General features: G+C 70.4%; 28 protein-coding genes. 13 read left to right on the forward strand and 15 right to left on the reverse strand.

All coding sequences use genetic code 11. The annotated features are described in order from the left end of the window. Nucleotides 1–57 precede the first annotated feature (57 nt). From CRP55_RS34890 to CRP55_RS34925, 9 genes are all read left to right on the forward strand, one after another. A complete protein-coding gene (locus tag CRP55_RS34890) occupies nucleotides 58–1,053 on the forward strand; it encodes a mechanosensitive ion channel family protein (protein ID WP_245923571.1) in 996 nt (331 codons plus the stop codon). A gap of 19 nt (nucleotides 1,054–1,072) precedes the next feature. Then, entirely contained in the window at nucleotides 1,073–1,531 is a 459-nt protein-coding gene (locus CRP55_RS34895) for a hypothetical protein (RefSeq protein ID WP_097325944.1), read from the forward strand. A gap of 68 nt (nucleotides 1,532–1,599) precedes the next feature. Further along, entirely contained in the window at nucleotides 1,600–3,135 is a 1,536-nt protein-coding gene (locus CRP55_RS34900) for a serine/threonine-protein kinase (RefSeq protein ID WP_097325946.1), read from the forward strand. A gap of 38 nt (nucleotides 3,136–3,173) precedes the next feature. After that, nucleotides 3,174–3,353 carry a PhzF family phenazine biosynthesis protein gene (locus tag CRP55_RS34905; RefSeq protein WP_097325948.1) on the forward strand — a complete coding sequence of 60 codons (180 nt, stop codon included), beginning with the start codon at nucleotides 3,174–3,176 and terminating at the stop codon, nucleotides 3,351–3,353. Further along, nucleotides 3,331–4,128, forward strand: coding sequence for an ATP-grasp domain-containing protein (locus tag CRP55_RS54070; protein WP_218854774.1), 798 nt, complete (start codon nucleotides 3,331–3,333; stop codon nucleotides 4,126–4,128). Before CRP55_RS34905 ends, CRP55_RS54070 begins: the two co-directional genes overlap by 23 nt. Next, the gene (locus CRP55_RS34910; protein WP_218854775.1) at nucleotides 4,125–4,712 is read left to right on the forward strand and encodes a class I SAM-dependent methyltransferase; all 588 of its coding nucleotides are present in this window, start codon (nucleotides 4,125–4,127) and stop codon (nucleotides 4,710–4,712) included. The genes CRP55_RS54070 and CRP55_RS34910 overlap by 4 nt, the downstream gene beginning before the upstream one ends. After that, the gene (locus CRP55_RS34915) at nucleotides 4,709–5,230 is read left to right on the forward strand and encodes an NUDIX domain-containing protein (RefSeq protein ID WP_097325952.1); all 522 of its coding nucleotides are present in this window, start codon (nucleotides 4,709–4,711) and stop codon (nucleotides 5,228–5,230) included. Before CRP55_RS34910 ends, CRP55_RS34915 begins: the two co-directional genes overlap by 4 nt. A gap of 69 nt (nucleotides 5,231–5,299) precedes the next feature. After that, nucleotides 5,300–5,506, forward strand: a complete 207-nt coding sequence (locus CRP55_RS34920; RefSeq protein WP_097326097.1) for a hypothetical protein — start codon at nucleotides 5,300–5,302, stop codon at nucleotides 5,504–5,506. Between the two features lie 61 nt (nucleotides 5,507–5,567). Further along, nucleotides 5,568–6,173: a DUF6461 domain-containing protein gene (locus tag CRP55_RS34925; protein WP_143235112.1), complete on the forward strand. Its 606-nt coding sequence runs from the start codon at nucleotides 5,568–5,570 to the stop codon at nucleotides 6,171–6,173. 111 nt (nucleotides 6,174–6,284) lie between these two features. On the opposite strand, the gene CRP55_RS34930 is transcribed toward CRP55_RS34925, so the two are convergent. Further along, nucleotides 6,285–6,731, reverse strand: coding sequence for a P-loop NTPase family protein (locus CRP55_RS34930; protein WP_218854776.1), 447 nt, complete (start codon nucleotides 6,729–6,731; stop codon nucleotides 6,285–6,287). Between the two features lie 69 nt (nucleotides 6,732–6,800). On the opposite strand from CRP55_RS34930, the gene CRP55_RS34935 reads away from it, so the two are divergent. Then, the gene (locus CRP55_RS34935; RefSeq protein WP_097325955.1) at nucleotides 6,801–8,000 is read left to right on the forward strand and encodes an aminopeptidase; all 1,200 of its coding nucleotides are present in this window, start codon (nucleotides 6,801–6,803) and stop codon (nucleotides 7,998–8,000) included. Here the strand turns inward: CRP55_RS34935 and CRP55_RS55825 are convergent. After that, nucleotides 7,997–8,128 (reverse strand): hypothetical protein, encoded by a 132-nt coding sequence (locus CRP55_RS55825; RefSeq protein WP_281260838.1) that lies wholly within the window; start codon nucleotides 8,126–8,128, stop codon nucleotides 7,997–7,999. The two genes, CRP55_RS34935 and CRP55_RS55825, sit on opposite strands and share 4 nt — an antisense overlap. A gap of 56 nt (nucleotides 8,129–8,184) precedes the next feature. Here CRP55_RS55825 and CRP55_RS34940 point away from each other — a divergent pair, with 56 nt between their 5' ends. Then, nucleotides 8,185–9,762, forward strand: coding sequence for a phospholipase D family protein (locus tag CRP55_RS34940; protein ID WP_097325958.1), 1,578 nt, complete (start codon nucleotides 8,185–8,187; stop codon nucleotides 9,760–9,762). Here the strand turns inward: CRP55_RS34940 and CRP55_RS34945 are convergent. The 3 genes from CRP55_RS34945 to CRP55_RS34955 are packed head-to-tail and all read right to left on the reverse strand — an operon-like array spanning nucleotide 9,734 to nucleotide 12,566. Next, entirely contained in the window at nucleotides 9,734–10,285 is a 552-nt protein-coding gene (locus CRP55_RS34945; RefSeq protein WP_097325960.1) for a DUF6817 domain-containing protein, read from the reverse strand. The genes CRP55_RS34940 and CRP55_RS34945 overlap by 29 nt on opposite strands. Continuing rightward, the gene (locus CRP55_RS34950; RefSeq protein ID WP_097325961.1) at nucleotides 10,282–11,340 is read right to left on the reverse strand and encodes a protein-L-isoaspartate O-methyltransferase family protein; all 1,059 of its coding nucleotides are present in this window, start codon (nucleotides 11,338–11,340) and stop codon (nucleotides 10,282–10,284) included. The genes CRP55_RS34945 and CRP55_RS34950 overlap by 4 nt, the downstream gene beginning before the upstream one ends. Then, a complete protein-coding gene (locus tag CRP55_RS34955) occupies nucleotides 11,337–12,566 on the reverse strand; it encodes an aminoglycoside phosphotransferase family protein (protein ID WP_097325964.1) in 1,230 nt (409 codons plus the stop codon). The genes CRP55_RS34950 and CRP55_RS34955 overlap by 4 nt, the downstream gene beginning before the upstream one ends. Before the next feature lie 24 nt (nucleotides 12,567–12,590). Here CRP55_RS34955 and CRP55_RS34960 point away from each other — a divergent pair, with 24 nt between their 5' ends. Continuing rightward, nucleotides 12,591–13,658: a hypothetical protein gene (locus tag CRP55_RS34960; protein ID WP_143235114.1), complete on the forward strand. Its 1,068-nt coding sequence runs from the start codon at nucleotides 12,591–12,593 to the stop codon at nucleotides 13,656–13,658. On the opposite strand, the gene CRP55_RS34965 is transcribed toward CRP55_RS34960, so the two are convergent. The 4 genes from CRP55_RS34965 to CRP55_RS34980 are packed head-to-tail and all read right to left on the reverse strand — an operon-like array spanning nucleotide 13,631 to nucleotide 17,113. After that, nucleotides 13,631–13,954: a TfoX/Sxy family protein gene (locus tag CRP55_RS34965; protein ID WP_097325968.1), complete on the reverse strand. Its 324-nt coding sequence runs from the start codon at nucleotides 13,952–13,954 to the stop codon at nucleotides 13,631–13,633. The two genes, CRP55_RS34960 and CRP55_RS34965, sit on opposite strands and share 28 nt — an antisense overlap. Next, entirely contained in the window at nucleotides 13,954–14,931 is a 978-nt protein-coding gene (alc, locus tag CRP55_RS34970) for an allantoicase (RefSeq protein WP_097325970.1), read from the reverse strand. The genes CRP55_RS34965 and alc overlap by 1 nt, the downstream gene beginning before the upstream one ends. Then, nucleotides 14,931–16,244 carry an allantoinase AllB gene (allB, locus tag CRP55_RS34975; protein WP_097325972.1) on the reverse strand — a complete coding sequence of 438 codons (1,314 nt, stop codon included), beginning with the start codon at nucleotides 16,242–16,244 and terminating at the stop codon, nucleotides 14,931–14,933. The genes alc and allB overlap by 1 nt, the downstream gene beginning before the upstream one ends. A 29-nt stretch (nucleotides 16,245–16,273) precedes the next feature. Then, nucleotides 16,274–17,113, reverse strand: coding sequence for a polysaccharide deacetylase family protein (locus tag CRP55_RS34980; protein ID WP_245923572.1), 840 nt, complete (start codon nucleotides 17,111–17,113; stop codon nucleotides 16,274–16,276). A gap of 136 nt (nucleotides 17,114–17,249) precedes the next feature. Between CRP55_RS34980 and CRP55_RS34985 the strand changes: the two genes are divergently transcribed. Next, nucleotides 17,250–18,176 (forward strand): cation diffusion facilitator family transporter, encoded by a 927-nt coding sequence (locus CRP55_RS34985; protein WP_097325973.1) that lies wholly within the window; start codon nucleotides 17,250–17,252, stop codon nucleotides 18,174–18,176. A gap of 29 nt (nucleotides 18,177–18,205) precedes the next feature. Here the strand turns inward: CRP55_RS34985 and CRP55_RS34990 are convergent, their stop codons facing one another. From CRP55_RS34990 to CRP55_RS35015, 6 genes are all read right to left on the reverse strand, one after another. Next, nucleotides 18,206–18,577: a hypothetical protein gene (locus CRP55_RS34990; protein WP_097325975.1), complete on the reverse strand. Its 372-nt coding sequence runs from the start codon at nucleotides 18,575–18,577 to the stop codon at nucleotides 18,206–18,208. Further along, nucleotides 18,556–19,371: an alpha/beta fold hydrolase gene (locus tag CRP55_RS34995; protein ID WP_218854777.1), complete on the reverse strand. Its 816-nt coding sequence runs from the start codon at nucleotides 19,369–19,371 to the stop codon at nucleotides 18,556–18,558. The genes CRP55_RS34990 and CRP55_RS34995 overlap by 22 nt, the downstream gene beginning before the upstream one ends. Before the next feature lie 273 nt (nucleotides 19,372–19,644). Beyond that, on the reverse strand, nucleotides 19,645–20,586 hold the full coding sequence (locus CRP55_RS35000) for a DUF6454 family protein (protein ID WP_097325976.1): 942 nt from the start codon (nucleotides 20,584–20,586) through the stop codon (nucleotides 19,645–19,647). A gap of 45 nt (nucleotides 20,587–20,631) precedes the next feature. Then, a complete protein-coding gene (locus CRP55_RS35005; RefSeq protein ID WP_097325978.1) occupies nucleotides 20,632–21,750 on the reverse strand; it encodes a DUF6986 family protein in 1,119 nt (372 codons plus the stop codon). A 1-nt stretch (nucleotide 21,751) separates the two neighbouring features. Then, nucleotides 21,752–23,320 carry a malate synthase A gene (aceB, locus tag CRP55_RS35010; protein WP_281260839.1) on the reverse strand — a complete coding sequence of 523 codons (1,569 nt, stop codon included), beginning with the start codon at nucleotides 23,318–23,320 and terminating at the stop codon, nucleotides 21,752–21,754. A 56-nt stretch (nucleotides 23,321–23,376) separates the two neighbouring features. Beyond that, complete coding sequence (locus CRP55_RS35015; protein ID WP_097325981.1) at nucleotides 23,377–24,828, reverse strand: DUF1996 domain-containing protein; 1,452 nt, start codon at nucleotides 24,826–24,828, stop codon at nucleotides 23,377–23,379. Nucleotides 24,829–25,009 lie beyond the last annotated feature (181 nt).

The raw sequence follows: 25,009 nt of genomic DNA on the forward strand, positions 1-25,009 counted from the left end.
TCCCCGTGCCGACTCGGTCGTTGCGCCCTATGGTCGCGAGGAGAGTGAGGAGGCGCGATGGAAGACATGTGGCGTTCGGTGCTGCTGTTCGTCCCGACGGCGCTGGGGTTCGCCGCCATCGTCGGAATCGGATGGCTGGTGGCCCGGCTGCTCCGGACGGCGGCCACCAAGGGCCTGGCCCGCGCCGGCCTGGACCGCTCGCCCCTGTCCCGCGTGAAGATCACGCCGAGCGTCCTCTGCGGGAAGATCGTCTTCTACGCGGTCCTGCTGTTCGCCTTGCAGGCGGCCTTCGGCCTGTGGGGCCCGAACCCGGTCAGTGACCTGCTCGCGACCGTCATCGCGTGGCTGCCCCGCGCGTTCGTGGCCATCGTCATCATCGTGGTGGCCGTGGCCATCGGCCGGGCCGCGGCCGACCTGATCGTGAGCGCTCTGGGCGCCCTGCCGTACGCCCGCGTCCTGGCCCGTGCCGTCTCCGTCGTGGTCATCACGCTCGGCGTGATAGCCGCCCTCGACCAGGTGGGCATCGCCACCTCGGTCACCCAGCCCGTGCTGACAGCCGTCCTGGCCACCATCGCCGGCGTCATCATCGTCGGCGTGGGCGGCGGCCTGATCCGCCCCATGCAGTCCCGCTGGGAGCAGTGGCTGACCCGGGCCGCCACCGAGTCCACCACCATCCGCGACCAGGCCCGCGCCTACGCCGCCCAGCGCGAGCAGACCCCCGCCCCGGCCCCGGCTTCGGCCCCGGATCCCACGACCGTCGCCGTCCCACCGTCCACCCCCGGCCCCACCTCCGCTCCCGCCTCCGCGGACGAGACCCAGGTGATCCCGCCACCGCGCTCGTCCACTTCCGCCGGCTCCCCAGCGGACACCCCTGCCTCGCCCAGCAGCGATGACGAGACCATTACCGTGATCACTTCAGGGGCGGGCGACACCACGATCGTCAATCCCGGGCGGGACGACACGATCGTCATCGGCGCCGACGAGACGCAGGTGATCCCGCCGGACGGCGCCACCACGACCCGTCCGCTGCCCACCGACCGGGACGACCGTTAGCGCGGCTATCCTCGCTGCCATGCCGCTGCCCGCCGTGATTCCGATGGTCCGCGACGAGTACCACGTGCAGACGATCGGGACCTACGCCGACGGGCAGTACTTCGCCAACGTTCACGGGGCTCGCCGGGACGACGACGAGGCTCCCGACCGGGAGCGGGAGCGGCTTTACTGGTACGCCTACGTCCATCGCTTCGATCACGACGGCCACCACCTCGGCTCCGAGATCGTCCTCATCGGAAAGGCGCCGTTTCTGCGCGGCGACCTTCGCACCGAGGCCGACGCGATCTTCGCTCGGCTGCTGGACGGGCTCCCGGGCGCCTCGCCCGGTGACATCGCCGTCCGGCCGTTCCGGGTGCGCTACGACGGCGTGACGTTCGGCCTGATCGACGAGTCGGATTCGGAGCGGGGCGCGTGGGCCGAGCTCTATCCGGACCGGCTCGGGTTCGGTGAGCCCTGGGACGGCACGTACAGCACCTGACAAAGGCGGCCGTTGCGCGCAGAGTGATCACCTGCACACAATGGGTGTTCGCTTGTCTGGAGGCGCCCATGTCGCGACCGGCGAAGCTGGGGCCGCACGATCCGGCGCGGATCGGGCCCTACACGACCCTGGCCCGGATCGGGCGGGGCGGGCAGGGTGAGGTCTATCTGGCCGCCGACCCGAACGGGAGGCGGGTCGCCGCGAAGGTTCTGCGGGTGGACTGGGATCCGAGTGGCACCCTCAAACGGAACCTCGACCGCGAGCTGGTGAACGCGCGCAAGGTCGCGCAGTTCGTGACGGCCAAGGTGCTCGACTTCGATGTGGTGGGCGAGCTGCCGTACATCATCAGTGAATACATCGAAGGCCTCACCCTGGACGAGCACGTACGGGAGAACGGGCCGCTCAAGGACAGCGACCTGCTTCAGGTGGCCATGCAGGCGCTGACCGCGCTGGAGGCGATCCACCAGGCCGGCATCGTGCACTGCGACTTCAAGCCGGCCAACATCATCCTCGGGCAGGGCGGCGCCCGGGTGATCGACTTCGGGATCGCGCAGGCGCTCGACTCGACGCTGCGGGTCGGTGAGATCGCCGGCTCGTTCCCGTACATGGCGCCGGAGCAGATCGCCAACGATCCGCTGACCTCGGCGGCCGACCTGTTCGCGTGGGGCTCGACCATGGTGTTCGCGGCCACCGGCCAGCACGCGTTCCCGGGCGACAACCGCGAGCAGCTGGCACACGCGATCCTGTCCCGGCGCCCCCGGCTCGAGGGTCTCGACGAGCCCCTGCTGACCAGCGTCCGGGCGTGCCTGCGCAAGAACCCGGAGAGCCGGCCGACGGCCGCCCAGGCGCGCGTGCTGCTGTTCGGCGGGCGCCCCCACCAGCCGCCGGCCGGCGCCCGGCCCGCGCAGCCGTCGCCGACCAAGGTGGAGCGCCCCGCCTCCCCGCCGGGCCGCGCCGACATGGGAAAGGCCGCGCCCGGTGGCGTGGGCGCGGGGAAAGCCCCGCCGGGTAACGCGGCGGGGAAAGTCGCGCCGCCGGGGCGGGGGAACACCGTGAAGGCGGTGGCCGCTCTCGTCGGGGCCGTCGCCATCGCGGGCGTGCTGGTCTGGATCGTTCCAGGCCTGTCCGCCGGGTCGCGGACGCCGGAGGCCTCCACGCCGCCGCCCACGTCGGCCGCGGCCGTGGCGCTCTCGCTTCCGGAGACGTACGAGGCCTTCTGGCGCGACGTCGACTGCTCGCCCTACAGCAAGAAGAACACCAAGCAGCTCATGGACAAATGCCCCATCCCGGGCTCCTCCATGAACCTGTTCTGCGCGCAATGGCCGGACAGCACCACGATGGCCAAGGACCGCCCGGCGAGCGAGGCCAACCAGGACCTGGAGGATGCGGGTGGGTGGCGCGACTCCTGGTATCGGCAGGACTCCGATCTGCACGGCCGTTTCTACAGCTACCCGCGCACCAGAACGCCGGAGGGGGTTCCGTGGGCGATCTGGTGGGAGGACAGCGACAAATCGGTCGCCTGCTACCTCCAGGGCCCGCCCGGGAGTGAGGCGACCCTGGTGGAAACCTTCCGCGACCAGGGCTTCCTGTTGGAGAGCCGCTAGGGCGCCATTGGCCGTCACCCGGAAAGCACCACGACTTCGTGTCGCTCTTCGCGCCGGCCGACGGCATCCCCGAGGACCCGGTGACCGGCGGCGCGCACACCGCCCTCACCCCGTACTGGCCGGCCCGCCTGGGCCGGGCCGATTTGAGCGGCCGCGCGGTCACCGTTGTCGGCGGAAGCCTGCTATCAAAGGCTCATGATGCTGCTGGTGCCTCGTGACGTCCTGAATCCGCGCCGCGCCGACGAGCACTTCGCCGAGGAGGCCGCCGCCGCCCGCGCCGCCGGCCACACGGTGACGCTGGTCGACCACGATGCCCTGGCCGCGGGCCACGCGAAGACGGTCGACTTCCAAGAAGACGAACCGGCCGTCTATCGCGGATGGATGCTCACCAGCGAGGCCTACGCCGGACTGGCCGAGGCCTGTGGCGGCCGCCTGCGGACCAGCCCCGAGCAGTATCGCCAGGGCCATGAGCTGCCCGGCTGGTACGAGGCGCTCGCCCCCTTCACCCCGGAGTCGGCCTGGGGTGACTTCGACCAGGCCCGGGCCGCCCTCGGCAACAGCGGGCCCGCGGTGCTGCGCGACTACACCAAGTCGATGAAGCACTACTGGCACGAGGCCGCGTACATCCCCGATCTGGCCGACGCCGAGAAAGCCCACGCCGTCGCCCGCCGGTTCCGCGAGCTCCGCGGCGACGACTTCACCGGCGGTTTCGTGCTGCGGCGTTTCGAGGAGTTCACCGGCGCCGAGGCGCGCACGTGGTGGGTCGGCGGCGAATGCCGGCTGATCACCGCCCACCCGGACACCGCCGATCAGTTGCCGCCCGACATCGACGTGTCGTTCCTGAAGGGCGCCGTCCCCGCCCTGCCCTTCGTCACCGTCGACCTGGCCCTGCGCACGGACGGGCGGTGGCGGGTCGTCGAGCTCGGCGACGGCCAGGTCAGCGACCGTCCACGCTCGACTTCCGCGGCCGAGCTCATCGACGTGATCCGGTGACCGACAAGCAGCGGCGGGTCTGGGACCGGTCGGCGCCGCGCTACGACCGGCAGATCGAGTTCCTCGAGCGCCGCTGGTTCACCGGCGGCCGCGAGTGGCTCGGGGCGCGGGCAACCGGCCGGGTTTTGGAGGTCGCCGTCGGCACCGGACGGCAACTGCCCCACTATCCGCCCGGCGTCACCGTGACCGGCGTCGACCTGAGCGCCGGCATGCTGACCATCGCGCCCCGGGCCGGGCTGAGAAGGGTGCTCGGCGACGCCGAGCACCTGCCGTTCGGCGACGCCACCTTCGACACCGTGGTGTGCGCGCTCGGCCTGTGCACGATCCCCGATCCGGTCGCGGCGATCGGCGAGATGAAGCGCGTTCTCGTACGGGGTGGGCGCCTCCTGCTGCTCGACCACATCGGCGGCGTCGCCCCGGTGCGGGCCGCGCAGTGGCTGCTGGAACGCGTCACGATTCCCACGGCCGGGGAGCACTTCACCCGGCGGCAGCTCCCCGCCGTACGTCAAGCGGGCTTTGAGATCGTCGAATCTCAGCGCCTCAAGGCGGGAACGGTCGAGCGGGTGCACGGAAGGAAACCATGAAGCAGGTGAGCAGTCGCGTCGTCTACCGCAACCAGTGGATGACCGTGCGGGAGGACCAGGTCCAGCGGCCGGACGGCAGTCCCGGCATCTACGGCGTGGTGGAGAAGCCCGACTTCGCGCTCGTGCTGCCGCGCTGGTCGCGGGGGTTCTGGATGGTCGAGCAGTTCCGCTATCCGGTGGGGCGGCGCGCGTGGGAGTTCCCGCAGGGCGGCTGGGGCGCCGGCAAGGGCGGTGATCAGACGGCGCTGGCCCGGCAGGAGCTGGCCGAGGAGACCGGGCTGCGGGCCGGGAAGATGACCCACCTCGGTCACCTCTACGAGGCGTACGGCTACTCGACCCAGGGTTTCGACGTCTATCTCGCGACCGAGCTGGCCGAGGGCGAACCGAACCGGGAGGCGACCGAGCAGGACATGGTCCATCGGGCGGTCACCGACGACGAGATCACGGCGATGCTCCGCGGCGGCGACATCGTGGACGCGCCGTCGCTGGCCGCCCTGACCCTGTACCGGCTGCTTTAAGAGTCGAGCAGGCGGGCCGGTCAGTTTTCGAGAAGCGCCGGTCATGTCCTCACCCCTAGCGTGACCGGCATGAACAAGTGGATCCGGCAAATTCACCGTTGGCTCGCCGCCACCTTCACCGTGACGGTCATCGCGACCACCGTGGCCTTGGCGCGGGAGGATCCCATTCTCTGGATCTCCTACGTGCCGTTGCTGCCGCTGACCCTGCTCTTCTTCTCCGGCCTGTACCTGTTCGTGCTGCCCTACCTCGCGAAGCGCAGGGCGGCCACCCGCTGAGGCAGAGAGCGGCCGTCAGCAGTCTGCGCTCCTCCACGCATGCCATCAGCGGGGTCAGTTCATGAGCCATGGTTTGATGATCGCCGTGAACAACTACGGGTGGTTCGAGGTCACGGGGCCGGGCCTCTCGGTGGAGTCCTGCTTGACTTTTGTCAAGGGTCGCACTGAAGACGAGGTCGCGAAGGCTCTCGGCGGGTCTGTGGTGGGGCGGATCACCGGGCTTGAGGATCTGAACGAGCAAACGTTCTCCGTGGCAGTCACCCAGCTGACGGGCGGCGCGCTGATCGTCGAACAGTACAGCCAGCTCGGCACCGACGAGGAGATCCTCGAGACGCTGTCGCAGGGCACCGACGTCGCTACCGTGTATCACTCCGAGAACAACGACGAGTTGTTCATCTGGACGAAGGACGGGGAGATCCGCGTTTCCTTCGACTTCAGGAACGCTTCCTGGCGCGAAGGCAGCGATCCGGACGCCTTGCTCGATGTTCTCAGGTCGATGGGATTCAACCTTGGTCCCGACGATCCGGACGATCCGGAATACGTCTTTGACGAGGAGGCTTCCAGCCGGGCATTCAATCTCGCGGAGCACGTCACCGGTATTCGCCTGACCGAAGCGGTGCTAACCACGTCCCACTTTTCGGTCGTACAGGTTCCAGCGTTGGCGTGAGCGTGGTCGAGGCGCTGACGGCCCGGGAGGTCTCCGGGACGTCGGCGAGGAACTTGGCGGCGTCGTCGACGGACATCGCCAGCACGTCCGCGATGGTCTTTCCGCGGTAGGTCACCTCCAGCGTCTCCGCGTTGTACCGCGCGCCGTGGCAGGCGGGGCACGGCGCGTAGGTACCGGGCAGGAACAGCAGTTCGACCCGACGAGCCCGGCCACGTCCCGCACGTCGACGTCGGGCTCGGGCAGGTCGGCGGACACGTCGTGCAGCGGCTCCGCGTCGGCCGGGTGCAGACCCGCGGAGGGCTCGTCGAGCACGTAGACGACCCCGAACTGCCCCGAACGCAACTGGGTGGCGATGCGCAGGCGCTGCGCCTCGCCCGGCGACAACGTCGTGGAACGGCGCCCGAGGCTGAGGTACCCCAGGCCGAGGTGGAGCAGCACCTCGATCCGCGCGACCAAGGCGACCATGGCGTCGCGGGGAATGTCGACGTCGGCGTTCCGAAGGTTGTGCTCGGCGGCGCCCCGGACGCGTACGAACCGGTCATTGACGTCATTTTCCACCAGGTCTCCATACCCTGTTCAGCGGTGCCGAACCACCGCCAAGAGCGCTCGAGTCCTAGGCTCGGGCCCATGAGCTTGGTCGAGCGGTTCGCGGATCTGGTGGTTCGGGTGGGCGTCAACGTGCAGCCCGGGCAGGGAGTGGTGGTCAGGAGTGACACGGCGCACCTGGAGATCGCCCGGGCCGTGGTCGCCGCGGCCTACGGGGCCGGGGCGGGCTGGGTCGAGGTCGACTGGGACGACGGGCCGATCCGGCGGCAGGCGGTCGACCATCAGACGCTGGAGCAACTGACGGCGAACCGGCCGTGGGCGCTGGAGCGCACCGAGTGGTGGCGCAAGGAAGGCGTGGCGTTCATCCGCCTGATGGGTGACGCCGACCCGCATCTGCTCGACGGGGCCGACCCGGCCAAGGCGGCGGCCATCCCGGTCCAGGAGTCGCAGGCCATGCGGCGGGCGCTGTTCGACGGCGTCCGGTGGACCGCTGTGGGCGCGCCCAATCCGGGCTGGGCGCGGCAGATCTTCGGCGAGCCCGACATGGACCGGCTGTGGGAGGCCGTGGGCACGGCCATGCGGCTCGACGCCGGCGACCCGGTCGAGGCCTGGCGCGAGCGGTCGGCGACGCTGGGTGAGCGGGCGCGGCGGCTGGACGAGCTCGAGCTGACCGAGGTCCGGTACGTGGGTGAGGGCACCGACCTGACGGTGGGTCTGCTGCCGGGCACGCGCTGGACCGGCGGCGGGCTGGTCGACCCGGCCGGCGTGCCCTACATGCCGAACATCCCGACCGAGGAGGTCTTCACCAGCCCCGACAAATCGCGCGCGGACGGCGTCATCCGGCTGACGAAGCCGCTGGTGCTGGGCGGGGCGCTGGTCACCGGGCTGCGGGTGACCTTCGCCGGCGGCCGGATCACCGAGGTCACCGCGGATTCCGGAGCTGATGTCGTACGGGCTCAGCTCGACTCCGACGCGGGGGCGCGGTCCCTGGGTGAGGTGTCGCTGGTCGACCGGGACAGCCGCATCGCGCGGGCCGGCATCGTCTTTCACAACACCCTGTTCGACGAGAACGCCGGCTGCCACGTCGCGTGGGGTCAGAGCTTCCCGTTCGCGATCGACGGCGGCCTGGCGCTGAGCGAGAAGCAGCGCGCCGAGGCCGGCCTGAACATGTCGAGCGTGCACACCGACGTGGTGATCGGCGGCGACGGCATCACCGTCACCGGCCGCGGCCCCAAGGGTGTGGTGGAGATCATCCGCGAGGACGAGTGGGTTCTCGACTAGGCCATGAACAGCATGGCTCCGACACCGAACAGGACGATGAGGAGGACCGCGATGAGCAGGCCCTTCTCGGCGGCCTGGGCGGTTTCGGTGGTGGCGGCGGTGGTGGTCGTCAGCGGCTCACTGCTCATCAGTGGGTCCTCCGGTCGGGGTGCGCGGTCCGGCGAGGGGGCTTAGGTTGTTGGACGTGCCGTTGCCTGACTGGTTCCTCAGTGCGCAGGAGCGTGACAACCCGGACTCCTCCATACCCACCTGGGTCGCCGGAAACGCGGCTGAACCGCTAATTCACGGTAAAGCCTATTTTGACCGCCTGGTAACGGAGGTTGAAAGCCTCCAAGAGGGTGACCACCTGTTCTTCACCGACTGGCGTGGTGACCCCGACGAGCGGATGCGCGACGACGGGCCGACGATCGTCGAGCTCTTCGGCGCGGCGGCCAAGCGGGGCGTGGTGGTCAAGGGGCTGCTCTGGCGTTCCCACGTGGACAAGCTCGCCTACAGCGAGGAGGAGAACCGCAACCTCGGCGACGAGATCGAGGCCGCGGGCGGGGAGGTGCTGCTCGACCAGCGGGTCCGGCGCGGCGGCTCCCATCACCAGAAACTGGTGATCCTCCGCCACCCCGGGCAGCCCGAGCGTGACATCGCCTTCGCCGGTGGCATCGATCTCTGCCACAGCCGTCGTGACGACGAACGCCATCTCGGTGATCCCCAGGCGGTCGCGATGGCCAAGGCGTACGGGAAGACCCCGCCCTGGCACGATGTGCAGCTCGCGCTGCGCGGGCCGGTCGTGGGCGCGCTCGACCTGACGTTCCGCGAGCGGTGGAACGATCCGACGCCGCTCGACCAGAACGGCCCGATCTCCACCGTCACCGACAAGCTCAAGGGCGCCGACCTGCGCGCCGACCGCCTGCCGGAGCAGCCGCCGGACCCGCCCGAGTGCGGGCCGCTCGCCATCCAGGTCCTGCGGACCTATCCGGCCATGCGCCCGCCGTACAAGTTCGCGTCGAACGGCGAGCAGACCATCGCGCGCGGCTACACCAAGGCGATCAAGCGGGCCCGGAAGCTGATCTACCTGGAGGATCAGTACCTGTGGTCGGCCGAGGTGGCCCAGCTGTTCGCCGACGCGCTGACGGACAATCCGGAGCTGCACCTGATCGCCGTCGTCCCCCGGCACCCGGACGTCGACGGGCGGTTCGCGCTGCCGCCGAACGAGGTCGGCCGCGAGCAGGCGATCCAGCTGTGCCGGATGGCCGCACCCGACCGCGTGCACGTCCTCGACCTGGAGAACAGCGAGAGCACACCGATCTACGTGCACGCCAAGGTCTGCGTGATCGACGACGTGTGGTGCAGCGTGGGCAGCGACAACTTCAACCGGCGCTCGTGGACGCACGACAGCGAGCTCTCCAACGCCATCTTCGACGACACGCTCGACGAGCGGGAGCCGCGCGACCCGGCCGGGCTGGGTGACGGGGCCCGCCGCTTCCCGCGCGATCTGCGGCTCGCCCTGACGCGCGAGCATCTCGGCCGGGAGTCCGATGAGGACCTGGTGGATCCGGTTTCGGTGGTACGGGTGATGACCAGCACCGCCGACCGCCTGAAGCAGTGGCACGACGAGGGCGGCAAGGGCCCGCGGCCGCCGGGCCAGATCATGCCGCACGAGACGTCGAAGCTGCCGTGGTATCAGCGGATCTGGGCGGTGCCGGCCTACCGGCTCATGTACGACCCGGACGGGCGCTCGCTCAGTGACCGCCGGGCGGGCCGATGGTGAGCGTGCGGTGACAGTCGGCCATCACGGCCGGTGAGGCGAGCGGCGCCCAGGTCGGGAAGAGCGACCGGAAGTAGTCGCCCGCCTTGGCCGCGATCTCGGGCGACCGCTCGTAGACGTCGAGCTCGTTGACGATGCTCAGGTCGGCGAAGGCGCGCAGCTGCGCCGGGGTCGGCGACTCGGCGTGCCCGGTGAAGCGGCTCCAGACCGTGCACGTCGACGGCAGCGCCCGCCACGTGCGCCCGCGGTCGCACCCGCCGTACCGGTAGACCATCGCCTCGGCCTCCCGCCCGATCAGCGACCGGAGCTGCTGCCGGTCGGCCACGTCGAGCAGGACGACCGGAAAACCGTCGGTCCCGTACGCGGCGTGGGTGAGCGCGGCCAGTTGCTCGTCCTCGCCGAGGCCGTGCCCCTCGACCCGGTCGCGGACGCGGTTGAGGTGCTCGTAGAGGGACCCGCCCGCGTGCGGGATCTTTTCGGCGCCCCGATCGCGCAGCCAGGCCCGGACCACGTCCACACGGCTCATCGGGTCAACTCCCAGGACGACGGGACCAGGATCGGGGCCTCCGGATCGCCGGCCGGGGCGAGACCGACGCGCCAGGCACGCATCGGCGGGCGGCCGGCGCCGAGCCAGCGGTCGCGGAGGGCGGCGGCCTCGGCGGCCCAGGCGGCAGCCTCGGCGCCACCGGCCAGCACGCTGCCGTCGGGCAGGACCACGGCGCCGCCGGTGCGGGTCAGGTCGAGGATGATCAGGGCGTTCTGCTCGCGGTGGGGCACGGCGGCGAGGGTGGTCCGGCGGTTCCAGACGCCGGCCGCGTACCAGAGGTCGCGGTAGGTGAGCGGCTCCAGCGGCGGGTCGAAGCACGGCCCCTCGTAGTCGGTGAACTCGGCCAGCGTGCCCGGGGCGGCCGGGGCCGGGAAGGGATGCGCCGCGGTGAGCGGGCCGGCGGCGGTCATGAACCCGGACGGGGTGACGACCGTGCCGGCCCGGTCGCGGACGGCCAGGACCGGGTGGGTGCCGGCGTGCTCGACCGGGGCGACGACGACCTCGGCCCGCCACCGCGGGGAGAGGCCGGCGATGCCGACGGTCACGATGACACGGTCGAAGCGGTCGCCCGCCGATCCGGCGTAGCCGTCGCCGTGCTCCACCCGTACACCATCAATCTTGGCTGCTTTCAAAGCCTCACGAGCCTTGCCGGCGACATCGGGCTGGACGTCGACGCTCACGACCTCGGCGCCGAGCGAGGCCAGAAGGGCGGCGTTGTAGCCGGTGCCGGCGCCGATCTCGAGCACGCGGTGACCCGGCCGGACGTCGAGCGCCTCGATCATCATGGCCATGAGCGAGGGCTGACTGGACGAACTGATCGGCGTCCGCCCGTCGACCTTGGTGACCAGCACGTCATCCTTGTAGATCAGCTCGAGGAAGTCGGCGTCGGACGGCTTGGCCCACGTGCCGTCGCGGCGCTGGAAGCCGTCCGGGACGAAGGCCTCGCGGGGCACGGCGGCGAACGCGGCGGCCAGCTCCGGGCTCAGGGACACACCGCCCTGCCGGATCTGTTCGAGGAACCCCCGCCGGCTCACTCCCCCACGATAGAGGCGGCGGCGGCCAGCGCGGCGGAAACGTCTTCCGCGTGATAGGGAAATTCAGACGGCTCGATATTTTCGAGGAACCCGGCATAGACGACGGCGCTACGCAGCGGGGCCAGCGGCCGGAGCAGCTCGATGGCCCGCCGAGGATCGGCTCCGGTCGCCTCCCAGCGCCGGCACCAGGCATCGATCACGCCGGGGTCGTCGGTGAGCCGCAGAATGTCGAACCCCGGATTGCCGAACGCGCAGTCCCCCCAGTCCATGATGGTCAGCCGCCCGCGATCATCGGTGCGGACGTTCCCCGGGTGCAGATCCCCATGGACGAGCGTGTCGGGCAGGCCGCATTCCGCGATCGCCGCGATGCGCCGCGGGAGATCGTCGAGGAGCTTTCCCAGACCGGAGATGCTTTTGACGTACGGCTCGGCGACGCGCACAAAGACCTCGAAGGTGAGCCGCGCATCCGGAATGATGCTCAGCCCCGCCGGATTTTCCGCGAAATAGTGCTGGATGGGATGGAATGCGGCGGCGATGTCGGCGCACACTTCAGGCCCGGCGCCGTACCGGTCCTCCCCGGGCGCGTGCGCCAGAAGCATCCGCCCCTGCTCCCCCGCGGCGATCAGCTTCGGAGCAAGCCCGGGCGCGACTTCCCCGAGCAGCCGAATGACCTCCGCCTCATGCCCGAAGAAACGCGGAACCTGCTTGAGCCAGGCTTCGGTCTTGCCGCCGGCCCCATCAAGCCGCCAGATGGCCGAAAGGTTCCAGGTCCGCTGCTGATAGGCAGTGACCCCAGGCAGAACCTCCGCCGCCCACCCCAGAGACTCCGCAGGCCCGTTGACCTCGGCATAGGCCGCCCGCTTGGCCTGCGGCCCCAGCTCAACGCTCACGCCCCCTGCGCCCGCGCCGGTCGCGCCGGTCGCGCCGGTCGCGCCGGTCGCGCCGGTCGCGCCGGTCGCATTGAGCGTGTCCGAGTTCCATGGGCGCCCGATTTTTCGGATATTTGCGGTCTTCTCGGTTACTTGGGCGAGATAGGTGACGTGGCCGCCGGGTGGGGCCGAGCGGTCGCCGTGCAGGAGGCGCAGCACCTGGAAGTCGGCGGGGCCGGCCCGCTCGGTGAAGTCGGAGACCTCCTGCCACCACGGGATCGGGGTCTCGAAAGGGGGGAGTTCGCCCAGCAGCGTGCCGTTGGCATCGATCAGGAGCAGTGTCACGGTTCGGGTCACAACTGGGAACCGTACGATGCATCGATGTTCGGACGTCGCGCGCGGGCCCTTCCCGATCTCTGCACCGAGCTTGCTGATGCCGTGATCCGGCTTGATGAGCGGGCTTCCACCAAGAGTTTCCGTGCCGTCGTGGGGCAGGCGCAGAAGTCCTCGACCGAGGATCTCAGCGCGGGCCTCGTCCGCCTCACGCCGGCGATCGAGCAGGTCGCGCTCGGCAACGGCGGGCAGCTGGCCTCGCTGGTGGCGGCCCTCATCGAGATCGGGGGCGATCCGCTGCCCGTGCTCGGTGTCCTCGCCGACCGGGTGGCCGGTGGGCTGGAGCTGGCCGCGCAGTTCGCGGCGGTCGCCGACGAGCTCGGTGATGACGTCGCCCCGCCGTCCGGTGCCACCGAATATCGTGTGCTGCGCGAGCGTGTCGTCCGGGCCTCGGGCATCGCGCCCGAGGAGGCCGGCGAGGTCGTCCAGGCCTGGTTCACCGTGAACGCCTGGATTCCCAGCCTTCTGCTTCCGTTGCAGCAGAAGAACGCCCGGCTGTCACTGCCGCACCGTGATCGGCTGACCGCCGCCACGACCGCCGTCGGCGACCGGATCGAGGACGCGCCCTGGCTGCACGGCCTGCTACTGGTTCTCGACGACGAGCCGCTGCTGGTGCTGCATCGGGAGACCGGCCGGGCGTACGACCTGAAGATCAGCGGCATCGGCGACAACTTTCAGCTTCACACGCTGCTGGCCGCCACCTTGATCGGGCCGGAGCGGCTGCCGGGCACCGCGCCGCGACCGGCCTGGGTGGCCGCCGCCACCAACGGCGAGCTGATGCCCGAGGGTGGCATTCAGGGGCAGTTCAACCTGACCGACGCCACCGGGGCCTGGATCTGGAACGAGGGCCGGCCGGCCGGCATCCCGCTGCTGGGGGATCATCGTGTGGTCGTGCTCGACCCGCCGGCGTACCACCGAAGCTGGAATCTCGGTCGTTCCTATCCACTCATGCTGCCGGAGATGGTGGTGACGCGGACGCTGCCCGGCGACGAGGCGGCCGAGTGGGCGCGCCGCGTCGCCCCGCCCGCTCACTTCGGCGGGAGCGCCCCCGCGTAATCGCGCGCCTCGGCCAGCCAGCCGTCCAGCTCGGGATCGTCGAGATGGTCGCCGGCGACGAGGATCCACCCCTTCATCGAGCGGCCGCCCACCTCGAACGGCCGCACGCCGGGGCGGGTGAGCGCGGCCGCGATGCCGTCCGGGCCGAGGCGCACGATCAGCTCGTCGGCGTGCACGCCCACTGTCATGTTGCCGTTGGTGAAGAAGGCCAGACCGCCGAACATCTTGCGCTCGGTGACGTCCGGCTCGGCGAGCCGGTCGCGGAGGCGCTGGGCCAGGATTTCGTCGTACGCCATCAGTGGCACCGCCGGAAGTTGTCGTCGAGGAAGCCGGGTGTGGGGCGGCCGTGCAGGCGCAGGCGAGCCATGCCGCCGTCCGGGAAGATGTCGAGTCGTACGTGGGTGACCGTCGGCGACTCCACGCGGAACCGATGCGGGGTGTCGGGTGTCAGCGCGACCTTCGGGAGAATCTCGGCCCAATTCGACTTGTCGGATTTGCCGATCAACGTGGCGAACCCGGGCGCATTGCCCTTGAAGTGGGTGGTATCCAGGTCCACAAAGGAAAGCTGCGCGGGCGCGGCCAGCCGGATCTCCACCCAGTCGTAGCCGTCGTCGCGGCGCCGCGAGGTCTCCCAGCCGTCGCCCATGTGCAGCGCCAGGCCCGGCATGAGCATTTTCTCGGGGTGGCCGTAGAAGGTGTTGCTGCAGTCAGTGACCGTGGCTCCGTAAGCAATGGCCGCTACATCGAACTCGGACGGCAGAAGCGCGGGGTCCGGAACTGGCGTGCCGTGCACCCGCAGACGGGCCACTCCCCCATCGGGATGAATCGTCAGTCGCACATGCGTGAAACGGCGCTCGTCGGTCACCGCGAACAGATTGCGGCTGTCCCCTTCGAGCGGCGACTTGGCGACCAGCGGAATCCATTCCGCCTCCACCAGCTCGGCCGGCGCCGGATAACCCTCAACGGCCAAACCGTCGATTGAGGCGTACGGCGGGAAATTGCCCGTGAAGAACGCGGTGTCCACATCGACGCCGCGAATGACACCGGGGGCGCCCAGCCGCACGATCGCCACGTCCGACCCGGGTTGGCGCCGCCGGCGGGTCTCCCACCCGTCGTACACCTGGCCCTTGTGGTCGAAGGTCCTCGGCGCGAAGACCGGCGCGGTGGGCAGCACCAGATGGTCGGCGGCCGCGAAGAACTCGTCGTTCGCGTAGACGACGCCGCCGCCGAACGCCCTCGACGCCAGGTCGGGAAGCGCGATGAATTCGTCCATCAAGCGTCCTCTCGGCTCAGGAACATGCCGGCCGGGGCCGACCCGGTGACCGCGTGCCCGCGCAACCACGTCGTGCGGACCACGCCTTGCAACGTCTTTCCGGCATAGGGCGTCACCGGGTTTTTGTGGTGCAGCCGCCCGGGCTGGACGACGAAGGTCTCCTCGGCGTCGAAGGCGACCAGATCGGCGTCCGCGCCCACCGCTATCCGCCCTTTGTCCCGCAGCCCGATCAGGTCGGCCGGCCGCCGCGCCATCCAATCCACGACGTCACCGAGCGTGTAGCCGCGGGCCTGGGCCGCCGTCCAGATCACCGGCAGGCCGAGCTGCACCGACGCGATGCCGCCCCAGGCCGCCGCGAAGTCGCCGGTGTCGCGCCGCTTCAACTCCGGCGTGCACGGCGAGTGGTCGCTGACCACGCAGGTGATCAGCCCGTCGGCCAGGGCCTGCCACAGCCGGTCGGCGTTGGCCGCGTCCCGGATCGGCGGGCAGCACTTGAACTCGGTGGCCCCGTCGGCGATCGCGTCCGCGTCGAGCGTCAGGTAATGCGGGCACGTCTCGGCCGTCACCCGCACGCCCTCGGCCTGGGCGGCGGCGATGAGCGGAAGCGCGCCGGCCGCCGAGAGATGCAGGATGTGCACCCGCCCGCCGCTGCGCCGGGCCGCACCGATCGCGGTGGCCACCGCCGCGTGCTCGGCCTCGGCCGGCCGCGACCGCAGGAAGTCCCGGTACGAGGCCGACGACGCGAACGCGGTCAGGTGCTCCGGATCCTCGGCGTGCACCACGAACAGGGCGTCCGTCGCGGCCAGCGCCGCCGTCAGCTCTTCCCCCGACACGGGTGGGAACTCCGGCACGCCCGAGTCGGCCAGGAACGCCTTGAACCCGAACACCCCGGCCGCGTGCAGCCCCGGCAGGTCCGGCGTGTTGCCCGGGATCTTGCCGCCCCAGAACCCCACGTCGACGTGGGTCTGCCCCCGGGCCGCGTCCTGCTTGATCGCCAGCGCCTCGGCGCTGACCGTGGGCGGCAGACTGTTCAACGGCATGTCGACGATGACCGTGACCCCGCCGGCGGCGGCCGCCCGCGTGGCCGAGGCGAAGCCTTCCCACTCCGTACGCCCCGGCTCGTTGACATGCACGTGGGTGTCGACCAAGCCCGGCAGCAGCGCGGTCTCACCCAGATCGGTGTCGATCGCCGCGTCGTACACCTGGTCGTAGTCGTCGACACCGACGATCCGGCCGCCCTCGACCGCCACCGCCGCCGGCCGCACCCCATGGCCCGTCACGACCCGCCGGGACCGCAGCACCAGATCGACCATCCGCCGAGCCTAGCGGCTGCCCCGCGTTCTCAGGGGATGTAATCCTCCAGCCGGGCCGGGGTCAGGCCGGCCTTGTGGATGGCGTTGAGGACGGCCAGGTAGTCGTCGACGAAGCGGGGGCGGAAGTGCATCAGGATGATGTCGCCGGGCTTGACGGTCTTGCCCTCCTGGTAGAAGACGACGCCGTGGTCGGTGGTCTCCTTCCAGTAGAAGGCGGCCTTCATGCCGCAGTCCTTGACCACCCGCAGCGTGGTGGCGTCGTGGGTGCCGCCCGGCGGGCGGAACAGCACCGGGCGGCGGCCGTAGTACTGCGCCAACTGGTCGGCGCCGCCGCAGATCTCGCGCTTCTGCGACGCGTACGACCGGCCCCGCAGGTTGGGGTGGCTGATCGTGTGGTTCTCGATGGTGGCGCCGGCCGCCTGCAAGGGCTTGAAGAAATCGGGGTTGTCCTTGATCGCGTTGATCTCGAGGAACAGGGTGATCGGCACGTTCGAGGCCTGGAACAGCTTCAGGGCGAGGGGATGTTTCACCCAGCCGTCGTCGATGGTGATGAAGGCGACCTTCTGGTCGGTCGGGATGCGGCTGTACCAGCCGGCCGAGTCGCCGGGCGGCAGTGTCACCTTGGTCGCCGGGGGCGCGGGTGGGAACTGCGGGATGCGGGCCCGCAGATTGGCCGGCAGGGCGGCCAGGGCCACCTGGTGGGCGTCCGGCGCCGGGGTGCTCGGCACCGGCGCGCTCGCGATCGCGGTCGCGGTCGGGCTCGCGCTCGGGGCGCCGGCCGGCGGCGTGTCTCCCGAGGCGCTGCACCCGGCGGCGATCGCCAGCATCGTGCCCGCGGCGACCGCCCTGACTGCCTTGCTCATCCGCATGCGTACGTCCTCACTGACTGTGTTCCTGAGCCATGATCGGCTACCCGCGCAACCTCGGGCGCCATTCGCTCGTTCTTGCAGCTCATTGGCTTTTACCGCGTTGTCGCATGCCTAGTGTCGGCCGTATGGTCGGTTCATGAACCGACCGCATTCGCACGACACGGCGACGCGGGTCGACCCCGCGATGGAGGCCTCGGCCGAGGGCATGCGGGCCCTGTGGATATCGCTGGCGGTGCTCGGGGTGACGGCGGCGCTGCAAGCGGTCGTCGTGGGCTTCTCCGGATCGGTCGCGCTGCTCGGCGACACGCTGCACAACGTCGCCGACGCGCTCACCGCCGTACCCCTGGGAATCGCTTTTCTGCTCGGGCGCAGGGCCGCCACGAGGGCCTACACCTACGGTTTCGGCCGGGCCGAAGACCTCGCCGGAGTGGTGATCGTGATGGTCATCGCGGCCTCGGCGGTGGCGGCGGGCTGGACCGCGGTCGACCGGCTGCTCGACCCGCGGCCGATGGAACACGCCGGATGGGTGCTGGCGGCGGGCGTGATCGGCTTCGCCGGGAACGAGGTCGTCGCCCGCTACCGCATCACGGTCGGCCGGCGGATCGGCTCGGCCGCGCTGGTGGCCGACGGGCTGCACGCCCGCACGGACGGCTTCGCGTCGCTGGCCGTGGTCGCCGCCGCGGCCGGATCATGGCTCGGCCTGGCCTGGGCCGACCCGGTGGTGGGGCTGGCCATCGCCGTGGCCATCACGTTCGTGCTGGCCGACGCGGCCCGGCAGATCTACCACCGCCTCATGGACCGGGTCGATCCCGCCCTGGTCGACCGGGCCGAACACGCCCTGCGCCACGTGCCCGGCGTCCACGACGTCCCGGGGTTGCGGCTGCGCTGGATCGGCCACAAGCTGCACGCCGAGGCCACGGTCGTCGTCCCGGCCGACCTGACGCTGGTGGCCGCCCACGACATCGCCGCCGACGCCGAGCACGAGCTGGCCCACCACCTCCCCCACCTGGCGACGGCCACGATCCACGTCGACCCGGCCGGCGCCCACGAGCGGGCGCACTGACCGGCTCGCGTCGGACGCCCCCGGTCCCCTCAGGCGCTTCCCCAGTCGAGCTGATGCTCGGGCACGCCGACCGAGCGGCCGTAGGACTTGGCGGCCTCGTCGGCCGCGGAGTCGCCGGACGGGCAGCGGAAGACCCGGCCGGCGAAGACGATGATGTGGTCGTCGCCGTCGCTGAAGTCGGCGTACCAGCCGCCGTCGGGGTTGAGCGCGGCGGCCAGGGCGCCGGCCACCGCCTCCGCGTCGTCGGCCTCGAAGTCGATGACGGTCCAGGCCGCGGGCTGGGTGGCGGTCTGCGTGCCTTCCAAATCTTGGCGGAAGACGCGGACGATGCGCACGCCGGGCGGCGCGAACTCGGCCCCGGGCCGCAGGCTGTCGCCGATCAGGCGTCCGGTGACGGGCATGCCGTCTCCTCCGTTCCGTCCCACAACTTCTCGAGGAGGGCGTTGACCGCGGCGGGCTGTTCGCGCTGCGGCTCGTGGGCGGCGCCGGGGATCCGGGCGAGGCGGGCGCCTATCAGGTCGGCGGTGGTGGCGGCGACCGTGCGCATGACGGCGGCCATGCCGGGGCGGTAGCCGGGCGGGGTCCGTTCCCAGCCGCCGAGGATCACCAGTTTCGGGAAGGGGGCCTGCGCAAGCGGCGTGACGGCCAGCTCGGCCAGCCAGCAAGGACGCTCGCCCAGCGCCGTCCGCGCCGCGCGGAGCAGACGGTCGGCCGGCTCGGGCGGGGTCGCGTCACGATACGCGGTTGCAACGTACTCCTCCGGGGTTCCTCGACGGGCTCCGGCCATGAACCGGCGGCCGTCCTCGACGGCGGCGGCCACGACCGGCTCGGCGGCGGCCAGCTGATGCGCGCACGGCTCGATCAGGGTCAGCGACCGGACCAGATCGGGCCGGGCGGCCGCGGCGAGCATCGCGACCGTGCCCCCGTACGAGTGACCGACCAGGTGAGCGCCCGCACCCAGCAGGGCGACGACATCGTCCGCGTCGACCGCGTAGTCGCTGGTGACGCCCTCGCCCTCGAGATCGGGGCTGTCGCCGAAACCGCGCCGGTCGGGCAGCAGCACTCGCCGGCGCCGGGCCAGCGGCCGCTGGTGCTCGAACGTGAGCTCCGCCCACGTGAAGGTGCCGTGCACCAGGATCGCGGGCACACGATCGGCCGGACCGTCCCATGTAGAGACATTGATCGGCGTCCGCACACGAGCAAACGTAGCGGATCACCCATGTCGCACAAGGGGAAGCCTGCCCTAACCGCCCAAACCGGCGACGTGATGCGGCGAGGCCTGGGCCTGGCGGATCAGCGAAGCCAGCAGTACGGCGGCGCGTCCGGCGAGCCGCGGCCCAGCCATGCAATAGCGCGAAAGTCGCGCTACGGCCTTGAGCGGCAGGAAGGTCGCGCTGAGGAGGCGGGTGCTCAATGGTGCGGTTGGCCCGCCTGCCCCTGCGTACCGTGGCCGTCTGCTTCTGGGGTTTTACCCGACGGAAGCCTGGAGCGTGTAGATCTGCGTGCCGCCCACCTCTTCGCCGTTGTCGGGGGCGGCCCACATGGTGATGGTGGAGCCGGTGGCGGCGAGCTTGACGGGGTTGCGGGTCAGCACGTGGGCGGCGGCGGACCACTGCTGGAACGGGAACTCGTTGACGATCGCGCGGCGGTGCAGGTCGATCAGCGTGATGCCGCCGAGCTCGTAGCTGCCGGTGGCGCCCGGGGCCTGCGGGAGCGCGGTGATGCCGGCGCAGGCCATCTTGCCGGCGGGCACGTACTGGCAGTCCTGGAAGTCGATCAGGTTGGTCAGGTTGGGCCACGTGGTCAGCTGGCGACCCTCGCGCGTCCACTCGTAGAACGTGCGCGAGCCCCAGTTGTTGCCGACGTAGCGGCCGGTGGTCGGGTCGTGGACGATGCCTCCGATGTGGTCGCGGACCGTGAAGAGACGGGTCGCCTTCAGGGTCCGGGTGCTGACTTTGTAAATGTCGGCCGAGCTGTTCGGCCGGTACTGCGCGACCGGGACGAGGATGTCGTCGCCGGCGATGTCGATGCCGCCGGGGTGGTAGACGATGCCGTGGCCGAGGATCACATCCTTGATCAGCTTGCCGGTGCGGTCGATGACGAACAGGTGGCCGACGCCCTTGCCGGGCGTGCGGTCGTAGCCGTCGACGGGCTCCGGATATTTGACGGTGGGCTCGATGATCTCGACCGCGCTCAGGTAGAAGCGGTCCTTGGTGACGACCAGCCCTTCCGGGTGGTACGTCGGGAAGTTCAGCTTCAGCGCGGACAGCTGGGTCCACGCGGTGGAGCGGGTCACGGCGGCGAGGTCCTTGGCCAGCGCGCTGTCGCCGCGGCCGGGGGTGGCCTGGGCCGAGGCGCCGGCGGAGATCAGGGCGAGCGTCGCGCCGAGGATCAGGGCGAGTTTCTTCATTCCGTGACTATGGATCGCCTCCTTGAACGATGCCCGTCGATCACGTTAGAGGAAGGTCATCAGCTCGGGTCGGGAGAAGCCGGCGTCGGTCAGGGCGCCGCAGTCGAGGCCGCGCAGGAGATAGGCGGCCAGGGCGCGGGCGGTGGCGGGCTCGTCGGCGATGCCGCTGTCCTGCCGGTCGACGTAGCGGCGCAGCCGGGTGATCGCGGTGTCGCGGCCGTCGCGGAAGAACGCGTACGTGGCCGCGTAGCGGGTCGGCAGCTGGGCCGGATGGAGATCCCAGCCCTGGTAGAAGCCCCTTTCGAGCGAGCGGCGCACGAGGCGGTGATGCAGCTCCCAGGCGTGGTGGACCTCGTCGCGGGTGCCCACCGGCAAGACGTTGGTCGAGCCGTCGGAGAGCCGGACACCGGTCTGGGCGGCGGCCACCTGCATGACGGCCTTGGCGTAGTCGGCGGCGGGATGGTCCATCGCCTGGTAGGCGGCGGCCACCCCGGCGGCGGCGCTGTAGTCGTACGTGCCGTAGTGCAGGCCCGTGCAGCGCCCCTCGGCGGCGGTGATCAGCTGGGCCACCGTGGCCACGCCGTCGGCCGACAGTATGGCGCTGGGCAGCTCGACCTGGATCTCGAAGCCGATCGGCGCCCCGAGCTTGTCGAGCAGGGCCACCATGGCCTCGACCTGGGCCGGGCCACTGACCTTGGGCAGGGTGACGACGATGTCGGTGTCCTGATAGGAGTCGAGGAACAGGTCGAGCGTGCGCAGCGCCCGATGGCGGGTCGGCGCCTCGAGCGACTTGATCCGCAGGCCGAGGAAGGGCGGCCGCGGCCCGTCGCGCAGGATCTTGACGGCCCGAAGGACCTCGGCGTCCTCCTGGTCGTCGTCGCGGACGCCGTAGCCGTCCTCGAAGTCGACCCGGAGGTCCTCGATCGGCTCGGTGCGCAGTTTCGCCTCGACGCCCTCCTCGCGCCAGGGGAAACCGAACTCGTCCATGGCCTTCAGCGCGCTCGGGCCCCAGTCACGGAAGCCGTCGAGGCGGTCGGCGGGAACGTAGACGGTGTGCACCGGCTGGCGGCCGGCGCGCTCCCCCGGATAGCGGCTTTGGAGATGGGTGTCGTGCTCCTGCAGCCGGGCGTCGAGCTCGGCGTAGTCGTCGCCGGTGAGCCGCATCTCAGTCGATCGAGTCGTACGCGGCGGTGGTCAGGAAGTCGGCGAAGTCGTCGGCCAGCGCGACCCGCTCGAACAGTTTGCGGGCGTCGTCGAAGCGGCTCGCGGTCCACGCCTCGTCGCCGATCTTCTCGCGGATGGCGGCGAGCTCCTCGTCCTCGATGCGCCCGACCAGGTCGGCCGTGATCTCGGTGCCGTCGGGCAGGCGCACGCCGTTGTGGATCCACTGCCACACCTGCGACCGGGAGATCTCGGCGGTGGCCGCGTCCTCCATCAGGTTGTTGATGGCCACCGCGCCGTTGCCGCGCAGCCACGCCTCCAGATATTGCAGGGCGACCGAGACGTTGGAGCGCAGACCCTTCTCGGTGACCTCGCCGGGAGTACTCGCCACGTCGAGCAACTGCTCGGCGGTGACCTGGACGTCGGGGCGCTGCTTGGCCAGCTGGTTGGGGCCGTCGCCGAGCACCCGGTCGAAGATCTCCTGACAGACCGGGACCAGGTCGGGGTGGGCGACCCAGGAGCCGTCGAAGCCGTCGCCGGCCTCGCGCTCCTTGTCCTCGCGCACCTTGGCCAGCGCCACCTCGTTGACCTGCGGGTCGCGGCGGCTCGGGATGAAGGCCGCCATGCCGCCCATCGCGAACGCCCCGCGCCGGTGACACGTGCTGACCAGCAGCTCGGTGTAGGCCCGCATGAACGGCGCGGTCATCGTCACCGAGGCGCGGTCGGGCAGGATCATCGACGGGTCGTCGCGGAAGTATTTGATGATGCTGAACAGGTAGTCCCACCGGCCGGCGTTGAGGCCCGAGATGTGTGGGCGCAGCGCGTAGAGGATCTCCTCCATCTCGAACGCGGCCGGGATCGTCTCGATCAGCACGGTCGCGCGGATGGTGCCGACCGGGATGCCGAGCGTCTCCTGCGCATAGGTGAAGACGTCGTTCCACAGGGCGGCTTCCTTGTGGGATTCCATCTTCGGCAAGTAGAAATACGGCCCGCTGCCGCGCTCGACCAGTTCCTTGGCGTTGTGGAAGAAGTAGAGGCCGAAGTCGACCAGCGCGCCGACCGCGGGCTCGCCGTCGACCGGCAGATGACGCTCGTCGAGATGCCAGCCCCGGGGGCGCATGACGATCGTCGGATAGGGGCCGCCTGCCAGCTCGTACGTCTTGGCCTCGGTCTTCAAAGAGATCGTCCGCCGGATGGCGTCGTGCAGGTTCTGCTGGCCGTCGACGACGTTCTGCCAGTGCGGGGTGTTCGCGTCCTCCAGGTCGGCCAGCCACACCTTGGCCCCGGAGTTGAGCGCGTTGATGGTCATCTTGCGCTCGGTGGGGCCGGTGATCTCGACGCGGCGGTCGCGCAGGTCGGCCGGCGCGGGCGGGGCGCTCCACTCGGCGGCGCGGATGTCAGCCGTCTCCGGGAGAAAACCGAAGCGGCGCTGCTGACGGGCCTCGAGCAGCTCGTTACGGCGAGGGCGGAACCGCCGGTTCAGATCGGCGACGAACGCCACTGCTTCGTCGGACAGGATCTCGGTCATCGTCGACGGCTCCTCTCGCGGTGCTGGCTTCCTCCGTACGTTAATGGAGAAAAAGGGGCGGTGCCCGGTTGTCCACAGCCCCTTGTCCCCAGCCGGTTATGTCAGAAGTTGCCGTCGGTGTTGCACTTGGCCTTCTGCACGATGCAGTCCTTGACCCGGTGCCCGAGGGCCGCGTCGTCCCAGGCGAAGAACGCGTCACCGTGCATCGAGCTGGCGTTGCCGGACGAGAGCTTGAAGCCGGCGCTGCTGCCCGAGCTCGGATATCCGATCACGAAGGAGAGCGACGGGATCGCCACCGGGAACTTGCCGCTGCACTTGCCCTGACCGTCGGCCGGGCCGACGTGCGACTTGTGGTCGGGGCTGTCCAGGTGTACGCCGTCCCAGCAGTCCGGGAAGGTCAGCTGGAAGGTGAGCTCGGCGGTCTTGGCGCAGACCGGCCAGTTGCCGTCGGCGCTGCGGCCGGTCTCGCCGCCGGCGCCGGCGCACCAGAACTGGCCCGGTGCGCCCTTCGGGGTGTCGACCTGGCGCTTCGCGTCGCCGACGATCATGCGGAAGCCCTGCGGGAACGGCACGGTCTTGGTCGGGTCGGGCAGACGCGAGCCGTAGTAGACGGTGACGCCGTGCGGCTCGATCGCCTTGCCGTTCTCGTAAAGCGTCGGGATCCAGTACGCGGAGCGGTCCTGCAGCGGCTTGCAGCTCGATCCGGCGTTCTTGAGCAGCGTGTCCGTCGTCGTGAAGGCGTCGGTGGCGTCGTTGCCCAGGAACGAGTGCATGTGCGAGCCGCCGGGCAGGCCGGGCAGCACGATCGGGTCGTCGGCCTTCGAGTGGCTCACCGTGCAGGAGGCGTTGAACTCCGAGACCCGCACCGGGTTGTTGGTGATGGCCTTGGGGGTCATGGCGTTGAAGGCGGCCAGCTGGGCCTTCCACTTGGCCTGATCCATGGTCACCCAGCCGGCGGTCTGAACAGGCGGGGTGGTGGGCGGGGTGGTGGGCGCCGTCGTAGGCGTAGAGGTAGCTGGGGTGGTCGCCCCGAGGGTGAACCAGTTGACGTTCACGAAGTCGGAGGACTGCTGGCTCTTCATGACCGCGACCAGCTTCTGCTTGCCGGCCGGCGCCTTCACGTTGGCCGTCCGCGTGGCCCATTTCTGCCAGCCACCCGTCCGGCCGACCGGGATCGTGGTCAGCAGCGTGCCGGTAGGCGAGCCGAGCCGCAGCTCGATCGAGCCGCCGGCCGCGTTGTCGGAGGCGATCCGCGCGGTGATCGTCGAGCCGATGGTGACGTTGTCGTAGCGCAGCCAGTCGCCGTTCGCGAGCCAGCCGACGTTCTTGCCGCCGTCCTTGTCGTCGGTGTTCTGCGTCTGCGCGCCCGACTGGGCCGAGAAGGCCTCGGCCTGCAGGCGGCCCGGGACGACCGTCTCGGCCGCGTTGGCGCTGGCGATGTAGACGCCGCTGGCGCCCAGGGTCACGACGACGGCCGCGCCGAGGACGGTGCGGGTCACGCGGCGCCGGGTGCGCGGATGGGGCGGGGCGACGTGCTGAGAGTCAGTCCGCATTCTTCGTTCTGCCGTTCCAGGTGAAAGGTGACAAGTGGGGGGACCGTTCACCAGGGAGTATGCAGATTGAAGATACCTATTTCAAACCTTGGAGAAAGACTTAGGAATAACCATTTTCAACGCCGCAGGTGGCCGCGATCTCCATTCTGAATAACGTTTTTATCGGCGAACTTTCTTAAGT

This window comes from Paractinoplanes atraurantiacus (assembly GCF_900215205.1).
GTDB lineage: Bacteria > Actinomycetota > Actinomycetes > Mycobacteriales > Micromonosporaceae > Actinoplanes > Actinoplanes atraurantiacus.

Bases quoted from the DNA above. Each gene is read 5' to 3' on its own strand.
- CRP55_RS34890 (WP_245923571.1), top strand. From the start codon at position 58: ATGGAAGACATGTGGCGTTCGGTGCTGCTGTTCGTCCCGACGGCGCTG.
- CRP55_RS34895 (WP_097325944.1), top strand. From the start codon at position 1,073: ATGCCGCTGCCCGCCGTGATTCCGATGGTCCGCGACGAGTACCACGTG.
- CRP55_RS34900 (WP_097325946.1), top strand. From the start codon at position 1,600: ATGTCGCGACCGGCGAAGCTGGGGCCGCACGATCCGGCGCGGATCGGG.
- CRP55_RS54070 (WP_218854774.1), top strand. From the start codon at position 3,331: ATGATGCTGCTGGTGCCTCGTGACGTCCTGAATCCGCGCCGCGCCGAC.
- CRP55_RS34915 (WP_097325952.1), top strand. From the start codon at position 4,709: ATGAAGCAGGTGAGCAGTCGCGTCGTCTACCGCAACCAGTGGATGACC.
- CRP55_RS34920 (WP_097326097.1), top strand. From the start codon at position 5,300: ATGAACAAGTGGATCCGGCAAATTCACCGTTGGCTCGCCGCCACCTTC.
- CRP55_RS34925 (WP_143235112.1), top strand. From the start codon at position 5,568: ATGAGCCATGGTTTGATGATCGCCGTGAACAACTACGGGTGGTTCGAG.
- CRP55_RS34935 (WP_097325955.1), top strand. From the start codon at position 6,801: ATGAGCTTGGTCGAGCGGTTCGCGGATCTGGTGGTTCGGGTGGGCGTC.
- CRP55_RS55825 (WP_281260838.1), bottom strand. From the start codon at position 8,128: ATGAGCAGTGAGCCGCTGACGACCACCACCGCCGCCACCACCGAAACC.
- CRP55_RS34945 (WP_097325960.1), bottom strand. From the start codon at position 10,285: ATGAGCCGTGTGGACGTGGTCCGGGCCTGGCTGCGCGATCGGGGCGCC.
- CRP55_RS34960 (WP_143235114.1), top strand. From the start codon at position 12,591: ATGTTCGGACGTCGCGCGCGGGCCCTTCCCGATCTCTGCACCGAGCTT.
- CRP55_RS34965 (WP_097325968.1), bottom strand. From the start codon at position 13,954: ATGGCGTACGACGAAATCCTGGCCCAGCGCCTCCGCGACCGGCTCGCC.
- alc (WP_097325970.1), bottom strand. From the start codon at position 14,931: ATGGACGAATTCATCGCGCTTCCCGACCTGGCGTCGAGGGCGTTCGGC.
- allB (WP_097325972.1), bottom strand. From the start codon at position 16,244: ATGGTCGATCTGGTGCTGCGGTCCCGGCGGGTCGTGACGGGCCATGGG.
- CRP55_RS34980 (WP_245923572.1), bottom strand. From the start codon at position 17,113: ATGCGGATGAGCAAGGCAGTCAGGGCGGTCGCCGCGGGCACGATGCTG.
- CRP55_RS34985 (WP_097325973.1), top strand. From the start codon at position 17,250: ATGAACCGACCGCATTCGCACGACACGGCGACGCGGGTCGACCCCGCG.
- CRP55_RS34990 (WP_097325975.1), bottom strand. From the start codon at position 18,577: ATGCCCGTCACCGGACGCCTGATCGGCGACAGCCTGCGGCCCGGGGCC.
- CRP55_RS35000 (WP_097325976.1), bottom strand. From the start codon at position 20,586: ATGAAGAAACTCGCCCTGATCCTCGGCGCGACGCTCGCCCTGATCTCC.
- CRP55_RS35005 (WP_097325978.1), bottom strand. From the start codon at position 21,750: ATGCGGCTCACCGGCGACGACTACGCCGAGCTCGACGCCCGGCTGCAG.
- CRP55_RS35015 (WP_097325981.1), bottom strand. From the start codon at position 24,828: ATGCGGACTGACTCTCAGCACGTCGCCCCGCCCCATCCGCGCACCCGG.